At 72.7% G+C, this 19,105-nt stretch carries 18 protein-coding genes; 8 read left to right on the plus strand and 10 right to left on the minus strand.

The genetic code is table 11. From position 1 onward, the window contains the following. Positions 1 to 16: 16 nt before the first annotated feature. Positions 17 to 829, minus strand: a complete 813-nt coding sequence (locus AL2_RS07010; RefSeq protein ID WP_067631068.1) for a PhzF family phenazine biosynthesis protein — start codon at positions 827 to 829, stop codon at positions 17 to 19. 114 nt (positions 830 to 943) lie between these two features. On the opposite strand from AL2_RS07010, the gene AL2_RS07015 reads away from it, so the two are divergent. Together AL2_RS07015 and ybaK are read left to right on the plus strand one after the other, a co-directional pair. After that, positions 944 to 1,621: an LON peptidase substrate-binding domain-containing protein gene (locus AL2_RS07015; protein ID WP_376741351.1), complete on the plus strand. Its 678-nt coding sequence runs from the start codon at positions 944 to 946 to the stop codon at positions 1,619 to 1,621. Between the two features lie 37 nt (positions 1,622 to 1,658). Then, a complete protein-coding gene (ybaK, locus tag AL2_RS07020; protein WP_067631073.1) occupies positions 1,659 to 2,174 on the plus strand; it encodes a Cys-tRNA(Pro) deacylase in 516 nt (171 codons plus the stop codon). Here the strand turns inward: ybaK and AL2_RS37290 are convergent. Further along, on the minus strand, positions 2,058 to 2,675 hold the full coding sequence (locus tag AL2_RS37290) for a hypothetical protein (protein ID WP_245666418.1): 618 nt from the start codon (positions 2,673 to 2,675) through the stop codon (positions 2,058 to 2,060). The genes ybaK and AL2_RS37290 overlap by 117 nt on opposite strands. Positions 2,676 to 2,803: 128 nt before the next feature. Here AL2_RS37290 and AL2_RS07025 point away from each other — a divergent pair, with 128 nt between their 5' ends. Further along, a complete protein-coding gene (locus tag AL2_RS07025; RefSeq protein WP_067631075.1) occupies positions 2,804 to 3,514 on the plus strand; it encodes a DUF6882 domain-containing protein in 711 nt (236 codons plus the stop codon). A gap of 37 nt (positions 3,515 to 3,551) precedes the next feature. Here AL2_RS07025 and dnaE read toward each other — a convergent pair whose 3' ends face one another. Next, on the minus strand, positions 3,552 to 7,082 hold the full coding sequence (gene dnaE, locus AL2_RS07030; RefSeq protein ID WP_067631078.1) for a DNA polymerase III subunit alpha: 3,531 nt from the start codon (positions 7,080 to 7,082) through the stop codon (positions 3,552 to 3,554). 544 nt (positions 7,083 to 7,626) lie between these two features. Here dnaE and AL2_RS07035 point away from each other — a divergent pair. Genes AL2_RS07035 through AL2_RS07045 form a run of 3 tightly spaced genes read left to right on the plus strand, consistent with a single transcriptional unit; the run spans position 7,627 to position 8,926 of the window. Beyond that, on the plus strand, positions 7,627 to 7,920 hold the full coding sequence (locus AL2_RS07035; RefSeq protein WP_067632427.1) for a chorismate mutase: 294 nt from the start codon (positions 7,627 to 7,629) through the stop codon (positions 7,918 to 7,920). After that, entirely contained in the window at positions 7,917 to 8,618 is a 702-nt protein-coding gene (locus AL2_RS07040) for an AzlC family ABC transporter permease (RefSeq protein ID WP_067631080.1), read from the plus strand. The genes AL2_RS07035 and AL2_RS07040 overlap by 4 nt, the downstream gene beginning before the upstream one ends. Further along, the gene (locus AL2_RS07045) at positions 8,615 to 8,926 is read left to right on the plus strand and encodes an AzlD domain-containing protein (RefSeq protein ID WP_067631083.1); all 312 of its coding nucleotides are present in this window, start codon (positions 8,615 to 8,617) and stop codon (positions 8,924 to 8,926) included. Before AL2_RS07040 ends, AL2_RS07045 begins: the two co-directional genes overlap by 4 nt. Positions 8,927 to 8,929: 3 nt before the next feature. Here the strand turns inward: AL2_RS07045 and AL2_RS07050 are convergent, their stop codons facing one another. The 3 genes from AL2_RS07050 to AL2_RS39050 are packed head-to-tail and all read right to left on the minus strand — an operon-like array spanning position 8,930 to position 10,898. Further along, a complete protein-coding gene (locus AL2_RS07050) occupies positions 8,930 to 9,862 on the minus strand; it encodes an RluA family pseudouridine synthase (protein WP_067631086.1) in 933 nt (310 codons plus the stop codon). Then, the gene (locus AL2_RS07055; RefSeq protein ID WP_083946144.1) at positions 9,862 to 10,545 is read right to left on the minus strand and encodes a signal peptidase II; all 684 of its coding nucleotides are present in this window, start codon (positions 10,543 to 10,545) and stop codon (positions 9,862 to 9,864) included. The genes AL2_RS07050 and AL2_RS07055 overlap by 1 nt, the downstream gene beginning before the upstream one ends. Further along, positions 10,518 to 10,898 carry a TraR/DksA family transcriptional regulator gene (locus AL2_RS39050; protein WP_067632429.1) on the minus strand — a complete coding sequence of 127 codons (381 nt, stop codon included), beginning with the start codon at positions 10,896 to 10,898 and terminating at the stop codon, positions 10,518 to 10,520. The genes AL2_RS07055 and AL2_RS39050 overlap by 28 nt, the downstream gene beginning before the upstream one ends. 693 nt (positions 10,899 to 11,591) lie before the next feature. Between AL2_RS39050 and ileS the strand changes: the two genes are divergently transcribed. Then, entirely contained in the window at positions 11,592 to 14,765 is a 3,174-nt protein-coding gene (ileS, locus tag AL2_RS07065; protein ID WP_067631091.1) for an isoleucine--tRNA ligase, read from the plus strand. A gap of 156 nt (positions 14,766 to 14,921) precedes the next feature. After that, positions 14,922 to 15,638 carry a DUF1707 SHOCT-like domain-containing protein gene (locus AL2_RS07070; RefSeq protein ID WP_083946148.1) on the plus strand — a complete coding sequence of 239 codons (717 nt, stop codon included), beginning with the start codon at positions 14,922 to 14,924 and terminating at the stop codon, positions 15,636 to 15,638. A 43-nt stretch (positions 15,639 to 15,681) separates the two neighbouring features. On the opposite strand, the gene AL2_RS07075 is transcribed toward AL2_RS07070, so the two are convergent. From AL2_RS07075 to AL2_RS07090, 4 genes are all read right to left on the minus strand, one after another. Next, positions 15,682 to 17,097: a preprotein translocase subunit SecG gene (locus tag AL2_RS07075; RefSeq protein WP_067631094.1), complete on the minus strand. Its 1,416-nt coding sequence runs from the start codon at positions 17,095 to 17,097 to the stop codon at positions 15,682 to 15,684. A gap of 151 nt (positions 17,098 to 17,248) precedes the next feature. Next, on the minus strand, positions 17,249 to 18,178 hold the full coding sequence (locus tag AL2_RS07080; RefSeq protein WP_067631096.1) for a DivIVA domain-containing protein: 930 nt from the start codon (positions 18,176 to 18,178) through the stop codon (positions 17,249 to 17,251). 57 nt (positions 18,179 to 18,235) lie between these two features. After that, positions 18,236 to 18,532: a YggT family protein gene (locus tag AL2_RS07085; protein WP_067631098.1), complete on the minus strand. Its 297-nt coding sequence runs from the start codon at positions 18,530 to 18,532 to the stop codon at positions 18,236 to 18,238. A gap of 21 nt (positions 18,533 to 18,553) precedes the next feature. Continuing rightward, entirely contained in the window at positions 18,554 to 19,090 is a 537-nt protein-coding gene (locus AL2_RS07090; RefSeq protein WP_067631100.1) for a cell division protein SepF, read from the minus strand. Positions 19,091 to 19,105: the final 15 nt, after the last annotated feature.

Raw genomic sequence — 19,105 nt, forward strand, 5'->3', positions numbered from 1 at the left:
GAGACGCGGCGCGCCGTCACGCGCTGAAGGCGCCGTCCAGGACGGTGACGGCCGTACCGGACAGGGTCACCCGGTCGCCGCGGACGGAGACGCGGACGTGCCCGCCGCGCGCGGACGCCTGGTACCCGGTCAGCGTGTCGCGGCCGAACCGCGCGGCCCAGTAGGGGGCGAGGGCGGTGTGCGCGGAGCCCGTCACCGGGTCCTCGGCGTCGCCGGGCAGGACGCGCGGCGCGAAGAACCGGGACGTGAAGTCGTGCGCCCGCCCCGGTCCGGCCGCCGCCGTGACGATCACACCGCGCGCGTCGATCGCGGCGAGGGCGCGGATGTCGGGCGTGGCCTTCCGCACGGCCGTCTCGTCCGCGACCTCGGCCAGCAGGTCGTTCTGGACGTTGCGGGCGGCGCGGAGCACCTCGGCGCCGAGCGCGGCGGCGAGGCCCTCGGGCACCTCGATCGGCTCGGCCGGGCAGGCGGGGAAGTCCATCGACAGCGCCCCGCCGTCCGCGCGCGCGACGGTGAGGACGCCGCTCCTGAGCGTCCGGAACCGGATCGGGCGGTCCGGCGCGACCGTCCCGGTCTCGTAGAGGGCGTGCGCGGAGCCCAGGGTGGCGTGCCCGCAGAGCGCGACCTCCATCACCGGCGTGAACCAGCGCAGTTCGAAGTCGGCGTCCGCATCCTCGATCGGGCGCACGAACGCCGTCTCCGAGTGCTTCATCTCGGCGGCGACGCGCTGCATCCACTCCGGGTCGGCGGCGTCCCGGAGCAGGCACACCCCGGCCGGGTTGCCGGTGAACGGACGGTCCGCGAAGGCGTCGACGACGAGCATCCTCATGCCGCCGACGCTACCGCCTTCACACTCTGCCAAAAGTTCTCTTACCAAGATCATCAATATGGACGTACGCTGGCGGGCGAGGGCGTCTTCCCGGTGGCGCCCAGGAACGCTGGAGTGAGAAGTTTGACCGAGCGGCTCGCCCTGTTCCCCCTCGGCACCGTCCTGTTCCCGGGGCTGGTGCTGCCCCTGCACCTGTTCGAGGACCGCTACCGCCGGCTGATCGGCGACCTGCTGGAGCGGCCCGAGCCGCGCGGGTTCGGCGTCGTCGGCATCGAGCTCGGCCATGAGGTCGGCGAGGGCGCCGCGCACCGGCTCGCCGAGGTCGGCTGCGTCGCCGAGCTGCGCGAGGCGACCCCGCACCCGGACGGCCGCTACGACATCGTGACCGTCGGGACCCGCCGGTTCCGGGTGAAGGAACTGGACCGGTCCCGCCCCTACCTGCAGGGCGAGGTCGAGTTCCTCCCCGAGGAGCCGGGGACCGACCCCGGCCCGATGGCGGCGCGGGTCCGGCTGCTGTACCGGCTGTACCGGCACCGGATCGGCGCCGCCGGCGCGGGCGTCGGCCCGGTCGGGGAGGGGCCGCCCCCGGACGACCCGGTCGCGCTGTCCTACCTGATCGCGGCGTCGCTGGTCCTGGACGGCCACGAGAAGCAGCGCCTGCTGGAGTACGAGGACGCGGCGCTGCGGCTGGCCGCCGAGCGGGACCTGCTGGCCCGGGAGAACCGCATCCTGAACGTGCTGCCGATGATCCCCGCCGGGCAGTTCCTGGACGGGTCGTTCACCGCGAACTGAGCGGGCGCGAACCGGCCGCGCACGGCAGACTGCCCCCATGAGCACTGCCAAGGCCAAGGGCGGCAAAGCGAGCAAGGGCGGCCGGGGGACCCCGGCGACCGCCGTCGCGGCGAACGCCGGGATCGAGTACACGCTGCACGCCTATGAGGCGGACCCGGACGCCGGGTCCTACGGCGAGGCCGCCGCCGACGCCCTCGGCATCCCGTACGGGCAGATCTTCAAGACGCTCCTGGCGGAGGTGGACGGGCGGCTCACGGTCGGGATCGTCCCCGTGTCGGCCAGCTTGGATCTGAAGGCGCTCGCGGCGGCGGCCGGCGGGAAGAAGGCGCGGATGGCCGACCCGAAGGACGCCGAGCGCGCCACCGGGTACGTCGTCGGCGGGATCAGCCCGCTCGGGCAGCGGAGGCGGCTGCCCGCCGTGATCGACGCGTCGGTGTCAGCGCTCGCGACCGTCTACGTCTCCGCCGGTCGGCGCGGACTCCAGATCGAGCTCGTCCCCGCCGACCTCGTCCGGCTCACCGGCGCCGCCGTCGCCGCCATCGCCCGGGGGTAGCCGCCGGACGGCGACCTCCAGCAGGCCGTACGCCGCCACGGCCGACACCGGCCAGAACATCAGGACGCCCCTGGCGCGCAGGTCGGCGACGCCGGTGACGGCGGTGCCGTCGCGCGCGTGCCGGACCGCGTCCTGGAAGCCGCCCAGCCCGATCATGTGGCCGGCCTGCCAGGCCAGCACGGCCGCGGCGCACCCGCCGGCGGCCAGGCCGAGCAGCAGCGCGACGTCGTTGCCGCGGCCGCCCGCCAGGTACGCGGCGGCCCCGCACAGGAGTCCGGCGACGAGCGTGAGCAGCGCGAACCGCGCGTCGATGCCGATCGGGCCCTGCCCTTCCGGCTCGGCCAGAAGGGGCTCACCCTGCACGATCACATAGGTCACCTTGGGCGCCGTCCAGGCCCACAGCAGGCCCGCGAGCGGCCCGAGCACCGCCATCGCGCCGGCGGCGACGGCGCCCGTCACCCAGAGCCTCGTCGTGAAGAGCCTCCCGGTGGGTCGCCGCACCTCGTACGCTCCTAGATGTGAGTGCTCTGACAGCGAAAGCCTAGCCTGCCCGGTTCGGCCGATCGACTCTCGAAGGGTGTCCGATTCCCGCCCACGACCGCCTCGATTCCTGGGATAATGTGCCCGACATGTCCGGATTCAGTCCTGCGTTCGAACGCCTCGGCGCCGCACGCGCGGCCGTCGTCCTGCAGCAGCAGGAGACGCTCGCCGAGTTCCTGCCGCGCGAGGACTGGAGCGCCGACCTGACCGCCCGCACCTACACCAGCGGCGGCGTCACGGTCCGCGTGTCGCTGCTCGGCAGCTACGCGGCCCGCGAGCGCACCTGGCTGTGGGGGTGGGCGAACCCGCAGTTCGGCGACGCGCATCCCGCGGTCACCCCGATGCTGGTCATCCGGGCGATCGGGGAGCGGCTCGGCATCACCGAGTTCACCACCCCCGAGGTCGACCTGTCCTGGTACGAGGGCCCGGCCGGGCACGGCGGCGAGCTGATCGCGATGGCCGCCGGCGGTGTCCTCGGCGGCGCCGGGTACCTCGGCGCCGGCTACGACGGCGGCTCCGCCTACCTGCACGTCGACGACCCGCAGGTGCCGGCCGCCCAGTGGGACCCGGTCCCGCTGCCCCGCCTCCTCGCCAACGCGGCGAGCCTGTTCCCGCACGAGCCCCGCCTGACGCTCGCCGGGTTCCTGTCGCACCACCGCGTCCCCTACCGGCAGACCGACGTGCTGACCGAGGCCGCGCTCCCCGGCGGCGGCACCGCCCGCGCCTCCTTCGACGGCCTCGGCCGCTTCGTCGACTGGAAGGCTGCGCTTATTGCAGAGCCCTCGGCGGTCGGGCGCTAGAGCGCCCTCCCTTCAGCGGGCACTGCGGCGAAGGGCGTCAGCCTAGGCAGGACGGGCCCAGGAGTTGTTTCAGGTCGCCCATCAGGGCCGGGGACGGCGCCACGCGGAGCCGGTCGTCCAGGCGGACGACCGTCGTGCGCGGGCCGTTCTGCAGGTGCAGGTGGACCTCGGCCGTGCCGGGATGGGTGATCAGCACTTCCTTCAGGCGCGACACGGTGGGAGGCGTGCAGCGGCCCAGCGGCATCGTGACCGAGAGCGGCCCGGTAGCGTCGGTGACGGTGAGGTCGGGCTGGGTGACCTCCATCGCGATGATCTTCGCGACGTCCTCGCGGCGGTCGAGCCTGCCCTTGACGATCAGGATGGCGTCCTCGGCGAGCAGCGTGGAGCACAGCTGGTAGGCCGACGGGAAGCACAGCACCTCGATCGAGCCGGCCAGGTCCTCCAGCTGGAACATCGCCCACGAGTTGCCCTGCTTGGTGACCTTGCGCTGGAGGCCGGAGAGCAGGCCGGCCACGATGACGATCTGGCCGTCCGGCCGCTCGCCCTCGTTCAGCGACGCGATCGTGCAGTCGGCCTCGCGCTCCAGGATGTGCTCGACGCCGAGCAGCGGGTGGTCGGAGACGTACAGGCCGAGCATCTCCCGCTCGAACGCGAGCAGGGTGGTCTTGTCCCACTCCTCGCCCTCGGGGATCGCGACGGTGAACGCGTCCTCGCCGCCGTCGTCCTCCAGCGCGCCGAACAGGGAGTCCTGGCCGATGGCCTCCTTGCGCTTGATGTCGATGACCGAGTCGATGGCCTGCTCGTGCACCATCAGCAGCGCCTTGCGCTGGTGGTCCAGCTCGTCGAACGCGCCGGCCTTGATCAGCGACTCCACGACCCGCTTGTTGCACACCTGCGGCGGGACCTTGTCGAGGAAGTCGTTGAAGTCGGTGTAGGCGCCCTTCTCCTTGCGGGCGGCGACGATCCCGTCCACCACGTTGTGGCCGACGTTGCGGACCGCCGACAGCCCGAACCGGATCTCGGTGTCGCCCAGCGGGGTGAAGTCCGCCTCGGACGTGTTGACGTCCGGCGGCAGGACCTTCAGGCCCATCCGGCGGCACTCCGACAGGTAGAGGGCGCTCTTGTCCTTGTCGTCGCCGACGGACGTCAGCAGGCCCGCCATGTACTCGGCCGGGTAGTTCGCCTTGAGGTACGCCGTCCAGTAGGAGACGAGCCCGTACGCGGCGGAGTGCGCCTTGTTGAACGCGTAGTCGGAGAACGGGACGAGGATGTCCCACAGCGTCTTCACGGCCTCCTTGGAGAAGCCGTTGTCGATCATGCCCTGCTCGAAGCCGACGAACTGCGCGTCCAGCTCGGCCTTCTTCTTCTTGCCCATGACGCGGCGGAGCAGGTCCGCCTTGCCGAGCGTGTAGCCCGCCACCTTCTGCGCGATCGCCATGACCTGCTCCTGGTAGACGATCAGGCCGTAGGTGGTGTCGAGGATCTCCCTGAGCGGCTCCTCCAGCTCCGGGTGGATCGGGGTGATCTCCTGCTGGCCGTTCTTGCGGAGCGCGTAGTTGGTGTGGGAGTTCGCGCCCATCGGGCCGGGCCGGTACAGGGCGCCGACGGCGGAGATGTCCTCGAAGTTGTCCGGCTTCATCAGCCGCAGCAGCGAGCGCATCGGGCCGCCGTCGAACTGGAACACGCCGAGGGTGTCGCCGCGCGCGAGCAGGTCGTAGGTCGGCTGGTCGTCCAGCGGGAGGCCGAGCAGGTCGACGTCGACGCCCTTGTTCTTCTTGATGCCCTTCAGGGCGTCGTCGATGATCGTCAGGTTCCGCAGGCCGAGGAAGTCCATCTTCAGCAGGCCGAGCGTCTCGCAGGTCGGGTAGTCGAACTGCGTGATGATCGCGCCGTCGGCGTCCCGGCGCATGATCGGCACGTGGTCGGTGATCGTCTCGCCGGACATGATGATCCCGGCGGCGTGCACCCCGGTCTGCCGGATCAGGCCCTCCAGGCCCTGCGCCAGATCCATGATCTGCTTGACGTCGGTCTCTTCCTCGTACAGCTTGCGCAGCTCGCCCGCCTCGCCGTGGCGCGGGTGCTTGTCGTCGAAGATGCCCGACAGCGGGATGTCCTTGCCCATCACCGCGGGCGGGAACGCCTTGGAGATCCGGTCGCCGAGCGCGTACGGGAAGCCGAGGACGCGGCCCGCGTCCTTGATCGCGGCCTTCGCCTTGATGGTGCCGAAGGTGGCGATGAACGACACCTTGTCGGCGCCCCACTTGTCCGTCGTGTACTTGATGACCTCGGCGCGCCGGTCTTCAGGGAAGTCGATGTCGATGTCGGGCATGGACGCGCGCTCGGGGTTCAGGAACCGCTCGAAGATCAGCCCGTGCGGGATCGGGTCGAGGTCGGTGATCCCCATCGCGTAGGCGATCAGCGAGCCGGCGGCGGACCCCCGCCCCGGCCCGACGAGGATGCCGTTCTCCTTGGCCCACATGATGAAGTCGGCGACGACGAGGAAGTAGGACGGGTACCCCTTGCCGAGGATGACGCCCATCTCGTACTCGGCCTGCTCCTTGTACCCGTCCGGGAGGCCGTCGGGGAAGCGGCGCTCCAGGCCCTTCCAGACCTCCTTGCGGAACCAGCTCTCCTCCGTCTCGCCCTCGGGGACGGGGAAGCGGGGGCTGAGGTCGCGGTACTCGAACATCCCCGCCGGGTCGACCTTCTCCGCGACGAGGAGGGTGTTCTTGCAGCCTTCGAGCCAGATGGCGGACGAGTCGATGCCGCGCATCTCGTCCGCCGTCTTGAGGTAGTAGCCGGACCCGTCGAACCGGAACCGGTCGGGGTCGGCGAGCTGCTTGCCCACCTGGACGCACAGCAGCGCGTCGTGCGCGGTGGCCTCCGACTCGTGCGTGTAGTGGGAGTCGTTGGTCACGACCGGCGGGATGTTCAGCTTCTTGCTGATCTCGATCAGGCCGTCGCGGACGCGGCGCTCGATGTCCAGCCCGTGGTCCATCAGCTCGAGGAAGTAGTTGTCCTTGCCGAGGATGTCCTGGAACGTGGCGGCGGCCTTCAGCGCCTCGTCGAACTGGCCGAGCCGCAGCCGCGTCTGGATCTTGCCGGACGGGCAGCCGGTGGTGCCCATGACGCCCTCGGCGTGCTCGGCGAGCAGCTCCTCGTCCATGCGCGCGTACTTGAACACGAAGCCCTCGGTGTACGCGCGGCTCGACAGCTTGAACATGTTGTGCAGGCCGGCCCTGTTCCGAGCCCACAGCGTCATGTGGTTGATCAGCCCGCCGCCGGAGACGTCGTCGCGCTTCTGGCTCGGCTCGCCCCACTGGACCTTCTTCTTGTGGTAGCGCGATTCCGGCGCCATGTACGCTTCGATCCCGATGATGGGGGTGACCCCGGCGGCCGTCGCCTGCTTGTGGAAGTCGTAGGCGCCGTGCATGTTGCCGTGGTCGGTCATGGCGATCGCCGGCATCTTCTGGCGGTCGACCTCTTCGAACATCTGCTTCAGCCGGGCGGCTCCGTCGAGCATGGAGTACTCGGTATGGACGTGCAGATGAACGAAAGAGTCGGCCATGTGCGCTGCGCCTCCTGCTCGTCGCATGCGACCGCCCACGTGGCCTGCCGGCACGTGGTGGCGTTATCGGTCCCGGGGGAAGATCGTCAACCCGGGCGGACGCCGGGATGACGCGGTCCTGAGAGCCTAACCCGCATCGGGGGCCCCACGCGCCCCGACTCGCCCGATCCCCGCGGCGTCTCAGCACGTGGGACGTCCTGTCCGGAGTTTGGCGCGCAGGGCGGCACGGCATACCATCGGAACCGTGGAACGTCGCCTCTTCAGGTTTACGCGGCCGGCTCCGGGCGAGCCGGTCGCAGCCGCGACCTGAGCGACGACCCCGGAGCCGGCCGAGGCGAAGCCCCCATCGGGCTTCGCCTTTCCCATGGACGTCCACCGTCAGGCGCGGCCCCGGGCACCGAACCTCCCCCTGCGCGGCCCGCCGCGGCATGAGAGGGAACCCGACATGCACGACCAAGTGATCGACCCTGCCACCGGCCCTGCCACCGGCCCTGCCACCGGCCACAGGGCCACCGGCCGCCCCGCACGCGGCGCGCCGGACGAGCTGCGCGTCGCGCTGCCGGACGCCGCCGCGCTCACCGGCCTGGGCGAGGCCAGGGCCGCGATCGACGCGATCGACGCCGCCCTCGCCGCGCTGCTGGAGCGGCGCGCCGCCGTGGCCGCCGCCGTCCAGCGGCTCAAGCCCGTCGGCGGCCACGCCGGCCGCGACGCCGGCCGGGAGCGGGAGATCGTCGAGGCCATGGCCGTGCACGCCCCCTCCCTCGGGCCGGACCGGCTCGCCCGCATCATGAACGCGGTCATCGAGGCGGGCCTGGACGCGGCCGAAGCGCGCCGGTGAGCGAGGCCGAGACCGCGGCGGGGACGGACGGGGGCGCGCGGGCCGCGGCCGTCCGGGACGGGCTGAGCGTGGGCATCGCCGTGGGCGTGTCCGGGCTCGCGTTCGGGGCGGCGGCGGTCACCGCGGGCCTCACGGTCGCGCAGGCGTGCGTCCTGAGCCTGGTGACGTTCACCGGCGCGTCCCAGTTCGCGCTGGCGGGTGTGATCGGCGGGGGCGGCGGGCTGGTCGCCGGGACGCTCGGCGCGGTCCTGCTCGGCGGGCGCAACGCCCTCTACGGGATGCGGCTCGCCCGGACGCTGGCGGTGCGCGGGTGGCGCCGGCTCGTCACCGCGCACGCCGTGATCGACGAGACCGCCGCCGTCGCCACCGCGCGGCGCGACCCGGCGGCGGCCCGCGCGGGGTTCTACACCACCGCGATCAGCCTGTACCTGGCGTGGAACGCCACCACGCTGCTGGGCGCGGCCGGCACGGCCCGGCTCGGCGACCCGGACGCCGTCGGCCTGGACGTCCTCGGCCCGGCGGCGTTCCTGGCGCTGCTGTGGCCGCGCCTGAGGGAGGGGCGGAGCGCGGCGCGGGTCGCGGTGGCGGCGGCCGTGATCGCGGTCGCGGCGACGCCGGTGCTGCCGCCCGGCGTCCCGGTCATGCTGGCCGCCGCGGCCGCGCTGCCCGCCCTGATCGGGAGGAGGGGGACGCCGTGAGCGTGTGGATCGCGGTGATCGCGACCGGGCTCGGCTGCTACGCGCTCAAGCTCGGCGGGCTCGTCACCCCGCCGCGGATCCTGGACGACCCGCGGGTGCGCCGGTTCACCGAGCTGGTGCCGGTGGCGCTGCTGACCGCGCTGATCGCCGTCCAGGCGCTCGCCGACGGCACGTCCCTGGACTTCGACCCGGCCCGGCTGGCCGGCCTCGGCGCGGCCGTCGCCGCGCTCCTGCTGCGCGCGCCGTTCCTCGTGGTACTGATCGCCGCCGCCGCCGTCACCGCCGGGCTGCGCCTGCTCGGCCTGTAGCGGTCAGGACTCGGCCTCGACGATCTCCAGGGCGCGGGCCAGGTCGTCCGGGTACGGGCTCTCGAACTCCACCCAGCCGCCCGTGGCGGGGTGCTCGAACCCCAGCCGGGCGGCATGCAGCCACTGCCGCTTCAGGCCGAGCCGCGCCGCCAGCGTCGGGTCGGCGCCGTACGCCATGTCGCCCGCGCACGGATGCCGGATCGCGGACATGTGCACCCGGATCTGGTGGGTGCGCCCCGTCTCCAGGTTGATGTCGAGCAGCGTCGCCGCCCGGAACGCCTCCACCGTGTCGTAGTGGGTGACCGACGGCTTGCCGCCCGCCACGACCGCGAACCGCCCGTCGCCGGACGGATGCCGGTCGATCGGCGCGTCGACCGTCCCCCGGAAGGGGTCCGGATGGCCCTGCACGAGCGCCCGGTAGCGCTTGTCGACGCGGCGTTCCTTGAACGCCCGCTTGAGCCGCGAGTACGCGAGCTCGCTCTTCGCCACGACCATCGCGCCGGTGGTGTTGGCGTCCAGCCGGTGCACGATGCCCTGCCGCTCGGACGCGCCGCTGGTCGCGATCGTGTGCCCGGCGCCGAGCAGCCCGCCGAGGACGGTCGGGCCCGTCCAGCCGGTGGTGGGGTGGGCGGCGACGCCGATCGGCTTGTTCACCACGACGATGTCGTCGTCCTCGTACAGGATGCCCATCCCCGGGACGGGCTCGGCGACCGGCGCGGGCGGCGCGGGCGGCGGCGGGAGCGTGACCTCCAGCCAGGCCCCGGCCTGCAGCCGCTCGGACTTGGTGGCCACCTCGGCGCCGTCCAGCAGGACGTCCCCGGCGGCGACGATCTCGGCGGCGCTGCTCCGGGACAGGCCGAACAGCCGGGCCAGTGCGGCGTCGACGCGCTCGCCCTCCAGGCCGTCCGGCACGTGGAGGCTGCGGACCTCCCCCATCAGGCCTTCTCCTCCGGGGCCTTCGCCGGCTCCGCGGCCCCCGGCTCGGCCCCGGACTCGGGCTCGGGCTCGGGCTCGGGCTCGGGCTCGGGCTCGGGCTCGGGGGGATCGTCGTCGTCCTTGCCGGTGATGCGCGTCCCGTCGACCTGCAGGCCGCGCGCCGCCAGCAGTACGGCGAGGACGCCGCCGCACACGATCGCCGAGTCGGCCAGGTTGAACACCGGCCAGTGCGGCAGCTGGATCCAGTCGACGACGTGGCCCTTCAGCGGCGCCGGCTCGCGCAGCAGCCGGTCGCCCAGGTTGCCGACCGCGCCGCCGAGCAGCAGGCCGAGGCAGACCGCCCACGGCACGCTCCGCAGATTGCGGGCGGTGCGCAGGATGGCCGCCACCACGCCGCAGGCGATCAGGGTGAACACGATCGTGTAGCCGGTGCCGATCGAGAAGGCGGCGCCGCTGTTCCGGGTCTCGCGCAGCGTCAGCAGCCCGCCGAGCAGCCGGATCGGCTCCCGGTCCTGCAGCGTCGCCACCACGATGATCTTGGACACGATGTCGGCGGCCAGCGCGGCCAGCGCCACGCCGACCAGCACGCCGACGCGGCGCGGCCGGGAAGGTCCCGTGGACTCCCCGGCCTCGCGCTCTGGGTTCGTTGAGTCGCTCAGCGACGTTCCTCGCGTTGTTTGCATGTCACACACAGGGTCGCACGCGGGAAGACCTGAAGTCGCGCCTTGCCGATCGGCCTGGCGCAGGACTCGCAGGTTCCGTACGTGCCGGCGTCCATCCGCTGGACGGCCCGCTCGATCTGGGCGAGCAGGTCCCGTGAATTGTAGGCCAGGGAGAGCTCATGCTCGCGCTCGTACGTCTTGGCGCCGGCGTCGGCCTGGTCGTCGCCGGCCCCGTCGCTGGCGTCGCCCTCGGCGATCTGGCTGGCGGACGCGGCGATCTCGGCGCGCAGCCCCTCGATCTGCTCCTGCAGCCCGGCCCGCACCTCGGCGAGCTCCGCGGCCGTCCAGCGGTGCTCCCCCTCGCGCACCGGCAGCTCCGCCGCCCTGGCCGCCTTCCCCCCGGCCCGCCCGGCCCGCCCGCCCGGTTTGGCGGGGGTCTTCGCGGCGGGCGTCTTGCCCCGGGTCTTGCTCGCGGGCTTCCCGGCGGGCGGCTTCCCCGCGGCCGGCTTCCCCGCGGGCAGGGTGTCCTTCGTCGCGCCGGCCATGTCGGCCTCCCTCGCGCTGATCGCCTCGACGGGCAGTGCGGGCAGCATAAGTCCCCCTTCTCGGGCGCGGTAAACAACCTGGGCGGTGGTACCGACCGCTTATGCCCGGTCGGCGATCGGCCGGAAACCCCGCGGCGAGGCGCGGGATCGCAAAGGAACGGCACGGCGCCCGCCGGGCCGGGCGGGCGGCGAAGGGGAAGAGGACGGCGCGCGGGTGCGTTAAAGTGCAGACGAGCAGTCGCACGGCAGGCCCTGATGGGGACACCTGCCGCCGAACGCGGCCATGAGCGACCCGGGGACGGTGCGAGCCCGGGGGCGAGCCCGGCGGTCTGATCACCCCTGAGCCGCCGGAAGAACCGCCCGCGAACCCGGTGTCCCGGTCCGCGGGCGCGGTAGACCCGGCAGCCGAGACTCGAACGAAGCGGGCCGTGCCGTCCGGCGCGGTCAAGGAGGGTGGTACCGCGGGGCCGCGCGCCTCGTCCCTCCGGTCAACGTCTGACGTCGATCCGGAGGTCCGCCATCGTGAGCCGAGGTTTTCGGCCGCTGCCCGCGCAGGTCGATCTGCCCGCCCTGGAGCGGGACATGCTGCGCCGCTGGCAGGAGAACAAGGTCTTCGAGCGGTCGCTGGAGCGCACCGCGTCCGGTGAGCCCTGGGTGTTCTACGAGGGGCCCCCCACCGCCAACGGCATGCCGGGCGTCCACCACGTCGAGGCCCGCGTGTTCAAGGACGTCTTCCCCCGCTTCAAGACCATGAAGGGCCACCACGTCCCCCGCAAGGCCGGCTGGGACTGCCACGGGCTGCCCGTCGAGGTCGCCGTGGAGAAGGAGCTCGGCCTCACCGGCAAGAAGGACATCGAGGAGTACGGCGTCGCGGAGTTCAACGCCCGCTGCCGCGAGTCGGTCCTGCGCCACGTGGACGCGTTCGAAGAGATGACCGAGCGCATGGGGTACTGGGTCAACACCGACCAGGCCTACCGCACGATGGACCCCGAGTACGTCGAGGCCGTCTGGTGGTCGCTGAAGCAGGTGTTCGACAAGGGCCTGCTGTTCAGCGACTTCCGCATCACCCCGTACTGCCCGCGCTGCGGGACGGGCCTGTCCGACCACGAACTGGGCCAGCCCGGCGGGTACGAGACGGTGTCCAGCCCGTCGGTGTACGTGCGGATGCCCGTCACGTCCGGTCCGCTCGCCGAGATGGGCGCCGCGCTGCTCATCTGGACGACGACACCGTGGACGCTGGTGTCGAACACCGCCGTCGCCGTCCACCCCGACGTCACTTACGTCGCGGCCCGGCCGGCGGGGTCGGACGAGGTGCTCGTCGTCGCCGAGCCCCTGGTCGACGAGGTTCTCGGTGAGGGCGCCGGGCGGCTCGCCACGTTCCAGGGCGCCGAGCTGGAGCGGACGACCTACCGGCGGCCCTTCGACCTGGTCGACATCCCCGACTCGCACTACGTCGTGCTGGGCGACTACGTCACCGTCGAGGACGGCACCGGGCTCGTCCACCAGGCGCCCGCGTTCGGCGGCGACGACATGGCGGTCTGCAAGCGGTACGGGATGCCGATCGTCAACCCGATCGGGCCGGACGGGCGCTTCCTGCGCGAGGTGCCCCTGGTCGGCAACAAGTTCTTCAAGGACGCCGACGAGCCCCTCACCGACGACCTGCGCGCGCGCGGGCTGCTGTTCCGCGGCGGGCACTTCGACCACAGCTACCCGCACTGCTGGCGCTGCCACACGCCGCTGCTCTACTACGCGCTCCCCGCCTGGTACATCCGCACCACGCAGATCAAGGACCGGCTGCTGGAGGAGAACGAGAAGACCAACTGGTACCCCGAGACGGTCAAGCACGGCCGGTACGGGGAGTGGCTGCGCAACAACGTCGACTGGTCGTTGTCCCGCAGCCGCTACTGGGGCACGCCCCTGCCGCTGTGGGTCTGCGGTGGCGACGAGGACCACGTCACCTGCGTCGGGTCCCTGAAAGAACTGGGCGAGCTGGCCGGGCGGGATCTGTCCGCACTCGACCCCCACCGGCCGTATGTGGACGACGTCACGTTCCCCTGCCCGCACTGCGGGACGGAGGCGCGCCGCGTCCCCGACGTCATCGACGCCTGGTACGACTCGGGGTCGATGCCGTTCGCGCAGTGGGGCGCCCCCCACCGCAACAACGAGGTCTTCGAGAACTCCTACCCGGCCCAGTACATCTGCGAGGCCCAGGACCAGACCCGCGGCTGGTTCTACTCCCTCATGGCCGTCGGGACCCTCGTGTTCGACCGGTCGTCCTACGAGAACGTCGTGTGCCTCGGGCTGATCCTCGCCGAGGACGGCCGGAAGATGAGCAAGCACCTCGGCAACGTGCTCCGGCCCATCCCGCTGATGGACGAGCACGGCGCCGACGCGGTGCGCTGGTTCATGGCCGCCAGCGGGCTGCCCTGGGCGTCCCGCCGCGTCGGGCACGGCGCCCTGGAGGAGATCGTCCGCAAGGTCCTCCTCACGTACTGGAACACCGCGTCGTTCTTCGTCCTGTACGCGAACGCGGCGCAGGCGCAGGGCCGCGCCTGGACGCCGGACCGGCTTTCCGAGGCCCCGGCCCCGGCCGACCGCCCCCTCCTGGACCGCTGGGCGCTCGCCGAGCTGCACCGCACCGTCCGCGAGGTCGACACGGCGCTGGAGGAGTTCGACACGGCGCGCGCGGGCCGGTGCCTCTCGCAGTTCGTGGACGACCTGTCCAACTGGTACGTGCGGCGCTCCCGGCGGCGTTTCTGGGAGGGCCCGGAGACCCCGGAGGGCTCGGCCGCGTTCGCGACGCTGTACGAGTGCCTGGAGACCCTCACCCGGTTGATGGCGCCGATGGTGCCGTTCATCACCGACCACGTGTGGGACGTCATCCGGCCGGAGGACGGCCCCGAGTCGGTGCACCTGGCCGACTGGCCCGCCGTCGACGAGAGCCTCGTGGACGAGGCCCTGACCGCCCAGATGGCCCTCGTCCGGCGGCTGGTCGAGCTCGGCCGGTCGGCGCGGGCCGCGAGCGGCGTCCGGACCCGCCAGCCGCTCGGCCGCGCCCTGGTCGGCGCGCCCGGCTGGGCGTCGCTGCCCGGGCAGCTGCGGGAGCAGATCTCCGCGGAGCTGAACGTCCAGGCGTTCGAGGAGCTGTCCTCGATCGGCGGCGACCTGGTCGAGTACGAGGTCAAGCCGAACTTCCGGGAACTGGGCAAGCGCTACGCCAAGGACACCCCGAAGGTCGCCAAGGCGATCACGTCGGCCGACGCGGCGACGCTGGTACGGGCGCTGCGCGCGGGTGACGCGGAAGTGGCCGCCGCGGGCCTCGGCACGGTGCCCCTGTCGGCGGACGACGTGATCGTCACCGAGCGGCCGCGCAGCGGCTGGGCGGTGGAGAGCGCCGCCGGCGAGACCGTCGCGCTCGACCTGACCGTCACGCCCGAGCTGCGCCGCGCGGGACTGGTGCGGGAGGCCGTCCGGCTCGTCCAGGAGGGCCGCAAGGCCGCCGGCCTGGAGGTCACCGACCGGATCGAGCTGTGGTGGGAGGCGACCGGCACCGACCTCGCCGAGGCGCTGCGCGCCCACACCGCCGAGGTGGCCGCCGAAGTCCTCGCGGCCGCGGTGAGCGAGGGGCGGCCAGCGGACGTCCCCGCGACCCGTGACGAGGACCTCGGCCTCACCTACTACCTCCGCAAGGCGTGATCTCGCTCCGCCGCGCCCGGGACGGAATCCGGGCGCGGCGGAGAACTTTCCGCCAAGGGGTTCATCGCGACACATCGCGTTTGCGATGATGGGTCCGTGAATCTTCCCGAGCAGCCTTCCGGCTCCGAACGCCCGGCCCCACCGTCACCCGCGAGCATGCGCGCGTCGGACGCCGACCGCGACGAGGTTGCCGACCGCCTGCGCGAGGCCCTCGCCGAGGGGCGCATCACGCCGGAGGAGCACGCCGAGCGCATCGACGCCGTCTACAAGGCCAAGACGTACGCCGACCTGGAGCCCGTCCTCAGCGACCTGCCGGCGGAGCAGGCGCCGCGGCCCCGGGTGGACCTGCGCAAGGAGCCCGCCCTCGCGCCGCCCCCGGCGCAGTCGCCCAACATCGTGGCGATCTTCGCGGGCGCGGAGCGCAAGGGCCGCTGGCTGGCCGAACCCACCACCAACATCACCTGCGTGTTCGGCGGCGTGGAACTCGACTTCCGGCAGGCCGTCCTCAGCCGGAGCGAGGTGACCGTCAACGTCACCTGCGTGTTCGGCGGAGTGGACATCACCGTCCCGCCCGGCGTCCGCGTCGCGGGGTCCCCCACCGCGATCTTCGGCGGGAGCGAGCTGACGGAGGACGACACCGCGGACCCGGACGCGCCCGTCATCCGGCTGACCGGGATGGTGCTGTTCGGCGGCGTCTCAGTGAAGCGCCGCGCAGTCGGCGAGAAGGGCCGCCGCCGCCACGACCGGCACCGTGACGCCCACGAGCTGCACCGCGCGCACCATGAGGAACTGCGGCAACTGCACCGCGAGCGCCGGGACGTCCGCCGGGAGCGGCTGCGGGAGTTGCGCGCGGAGCGGCGCCGGTACCGCTGAGCCGGGGGCTTCCGGCCGGACGGCCGGCCGTCAGGGCCGGCCGTCAGTCGCGGGCGTGCTCGTGGTCGGGCTGGCAGACCAGGCAGGGCGTGCAGCCCCGGGACTTCGCCTCCGCGCGGGACAGCGACTCCAGATCGTCGGCCTCGTCGCCGATGTCCTCGATGAGGGCGCAGTCGACGCGGTGGTAGCGCTTGGTGCCGCTCAGGATGCGCACCTGCGGGCCCTCCGCGTCCGGCTCGCCGGCGGACTCGTCGTCCGCGGCGTCGGCAGAGTGGGCGGCGTCCGCAGAGTGCGCGGTGTCTGCAGAGTGGGCGGCGTCCGCGCCGGACGGCTCCGGCTCGGATGCGGGCTCCGGGGCCGGCTCCGGCTCCGCCGCGAGGGCGTCGCTCTCCTCGGCCGCGTCGCCGGACTGCTCCGCGGGCGCGTCGTAGCCGTGCCGCGGCTTCGGGGCCGCCGCCCCCGTGCCGGTGTACGGAGCCGGGCCGAGGTCGACGGTGGTGTCCGGTGACGCCGGCTCGGTCTCAGCGGGCTCGTCCCAGACGGAGCGGGCCTCCGGCTCCTCCGCGGCGGGTTCGGCCTCGCCGGCCGTCTCCGGCGCCCTGGGCGCCTCCGCGGGCGTCTTGCCGAACAATCCCGCGACGGGCATGTCGGTGAGGGTCGGCCCGGCCGGGTTCGCGGGCTCGTCCGCCCGCGGGATCTCCGCCGCCCAGCCGGAGGACCCGGGCGTGCCGCTCCCCGGCTCGTCGAACCCTGGCTTGTCGAACCCTGGCTTGTCGAACCCGGGCGTGTCGAACGAGGTCGGCGCGGAGCGGGGCGCCGGCTTGGCGAGGCCCGCCAGGCCGCGCTCGGAGCGCTCCAGGCCGGGCTCGCGCCCGGCGTCCCCGCGCGAGCCGGGGGGCGCGGTCACCGACGCCGCGGCGCGCGCCGCCAGTGCGGTGTCGGGCAGGCAGGCGGTGCAGGGGCTGAACCCCTCCTCCTTGGCCTCGGCGTAGGTCAGCTCCTCGGTGTCGCGCCCGGCGAGCTGCCGGCACGTGTCGAGGTGGTAGCGCTTGCGGCCGCGGACGACGAACACCAGCGCGTCGTCGGGGACATCGGCGGGCGGAGCGGGCAGCTCCAGCGCGTCGTCGTCCGGGTCCGGAGCCGGGGCGGTGCCCGCCGGGACGCTCGCGGCGGTCTTGGCCGGCGACGGGGGCGCGGCCTTCTTGCGCTTGTCCTTCTTGGACTTCTTGCTCGGGCGGGCCGGCGCCGCGGAGGCCCCGGGCCCCCAGAGCTCCTTGCGCCGCAGGAAAACCCCGAGAGCCAGGCACAGCGCGGAGACGATGCTGACGGCGATCGATATGTAGATCACCATCAGCGCATCCAGGCCGAAGACCTGGGCGCTGTCTCCGCCGCCGGCGACGATTCCCGCTACCAGCAGGGCGATCGCCACCACCACGAGAACGCCACTCAGGATGATCACAGGGTCTCTCCCACTCGTTCGGACCGCTCGGCTCCAGGCCGCGCGAAGGGCCCGCTCGCCGTCCCGCACGACCGCCCGGAGTCACCGGGGTGGCGCCGCTGCCACGCCCGGCGCGGGGATCGGGACGACACTATCGCCTGCGCGGCCGCGGTCAGCGCCGGTCGTGCGGCGGGTTGTCGCCGCCCGCGTGGAACGCGCCGGTCGCGGAGTGCTGCACCTGCTGGCCGTGCTCGCCGGGCGGCGGGAACTGGCCGGGCGCGGGCGCCGGGCCGCCGGCGGTGCCGTTGCGGTTATCCGCGTGCGGCAGGCCGCCCTGCGGGCCGGTCTGCGGACCCTGCGGCATGTTCTGCTGGGACTGGACGGGCGCCGCGCCGGGGACGGCGGCGAACGCGCCGGTCTCGGTGCTGCCCGCCTCCAGGTCGCGGAGCTGGCCCTCCAGGTACACCTTCAGGCGGCTGCGGTACTCGCGCTCGAACGCGCGCAGGTTGTCGACCTCGCGCTCCAGCTCCTCGCGCTGCTGCACGAGCGAGCCCATGACCTGGCGGTGCCGCTCCTGGGCGTCGCGGTCGAGGGCCTCGGCGCGCGAGCGGGCCTCGCTGACGATCTGGTCGGCCTGCCGGCGGGCCTTGCCGAGGATCTCCTCGGCCTCGCGGCGGGCGCGGCCGAGGGTCTCGTCGGCCTCCCGGCGGGCGTCCGCGATCGCCTGGTCCGCGGTCTGCTGCGCCAGCGCGAGGACGCGGGCCGCGGTGTCCATGTTGTCCTCGCCGGAGGGCGCGGCGGACATGCCGAGGCCGCCGAGGACGGGCTCCGGCTCGGGCTGCGGCTGCGGCTCGGGGCGAGGCGGTTCGGGGATCTTCTGGACGTCCGGCTTCGGCTCCACGATGGGCGCGGCCATGGCGGGAACCTTGCCGCGCAGGCATTCGGCCAGCTTGGCCCGCAGCTCCTCGTTCTCCTGGATGAGGCGGTCGAGCTCGGCCTCGACCTCGTCGAGGAAGGCGTCCACCTCCTCCTCGTCGTACCCCGGCCTCAGCCTGGTGGTACTGAACTGCTTGTTCCGCACGTCGGCGGGTGTCAGCGGCATGTTCTCGTCTCCTTGGCGCGCTTGGAGTCTGTCCCCGAAGGACGGTATCCGATCGATCTAGGGACCGCCGAATATGGAGCCAATGACCATGATCAGGATCCAGACCACAAGGATGAGCACGGTGAAGCTGAGGTCCAGTGCAACGTTACCCAGCCGGACGGGCGGGATGAAACGCCTCAGCAGTTTCAGGGGCGGATCGGTGACGGTGTAGGTCGCCTCGGCGATCACCAGCACCACCCCAGACGGCTTCCATTGGCGGGCGAACGACTGCAGGACCTCCAGCACCAGCCTCCCGATCAGGAAGAGGAGGAAGAAGTACAGGAGGTACGTCAGTACCTGTCCAGCGATGTTCACTGATTCTCTCGCATGCGACTCTCAACTCTGGTTGAAGAACCCACGTTCCGCCATCCGGGCCTTGTCCTCCGCCGTCACCTCCACGTTGGCGGGCGACAGCAGGAACACCTTGTTCGTAACACGCTCGATGCTCCCGTGCAGGCCGAACACGAGACCCGCCGCGAAGTCGACCAGACGCTTGGCGTCGCTGTCGACCATCTCGGTCAGATTCATGATCACCGGCGTGCCCTCCCTGAAGTGCTCCCCGATGGTCCGTGCCTCGTTGTAGGTCCTTGGATGCAGGGTAGTGATACGAGCGAGGTCGGTGGTACCGGACTCGTAGAGAGCTACGGAGCGCCGCTCCACCGTCGACGCGGAGTGATGGTCGCGATCCCGGTCCGCGGTCTCCTCCGCTCGGGTAAGCTGACCGCCGGATTCGTCCTCGCGACGGCGGCTCTGCCCGGGGTCGGTCTCGTCGTCGTAGACCTCGTACTCGTCGTAGTCGCCGTACTTGTCGTCGTAACGGTCGTCCTCCACAAGGCCGAGGTACACCGCCATCTTGCGCATCGCGCTGGCCATACGCCCCTCCGTGTC

The sequence above is a fragment of the Actinomadura latina NBRC 106108 genome, assembly GCF_001552195.1.
GTDB classification, from domain to species: Bacteria; Actinomycetota; Actinomycetes; order Streptosporangiales; family Streptosporangiaceae; genus Spirillospora; species Spirillospora latina.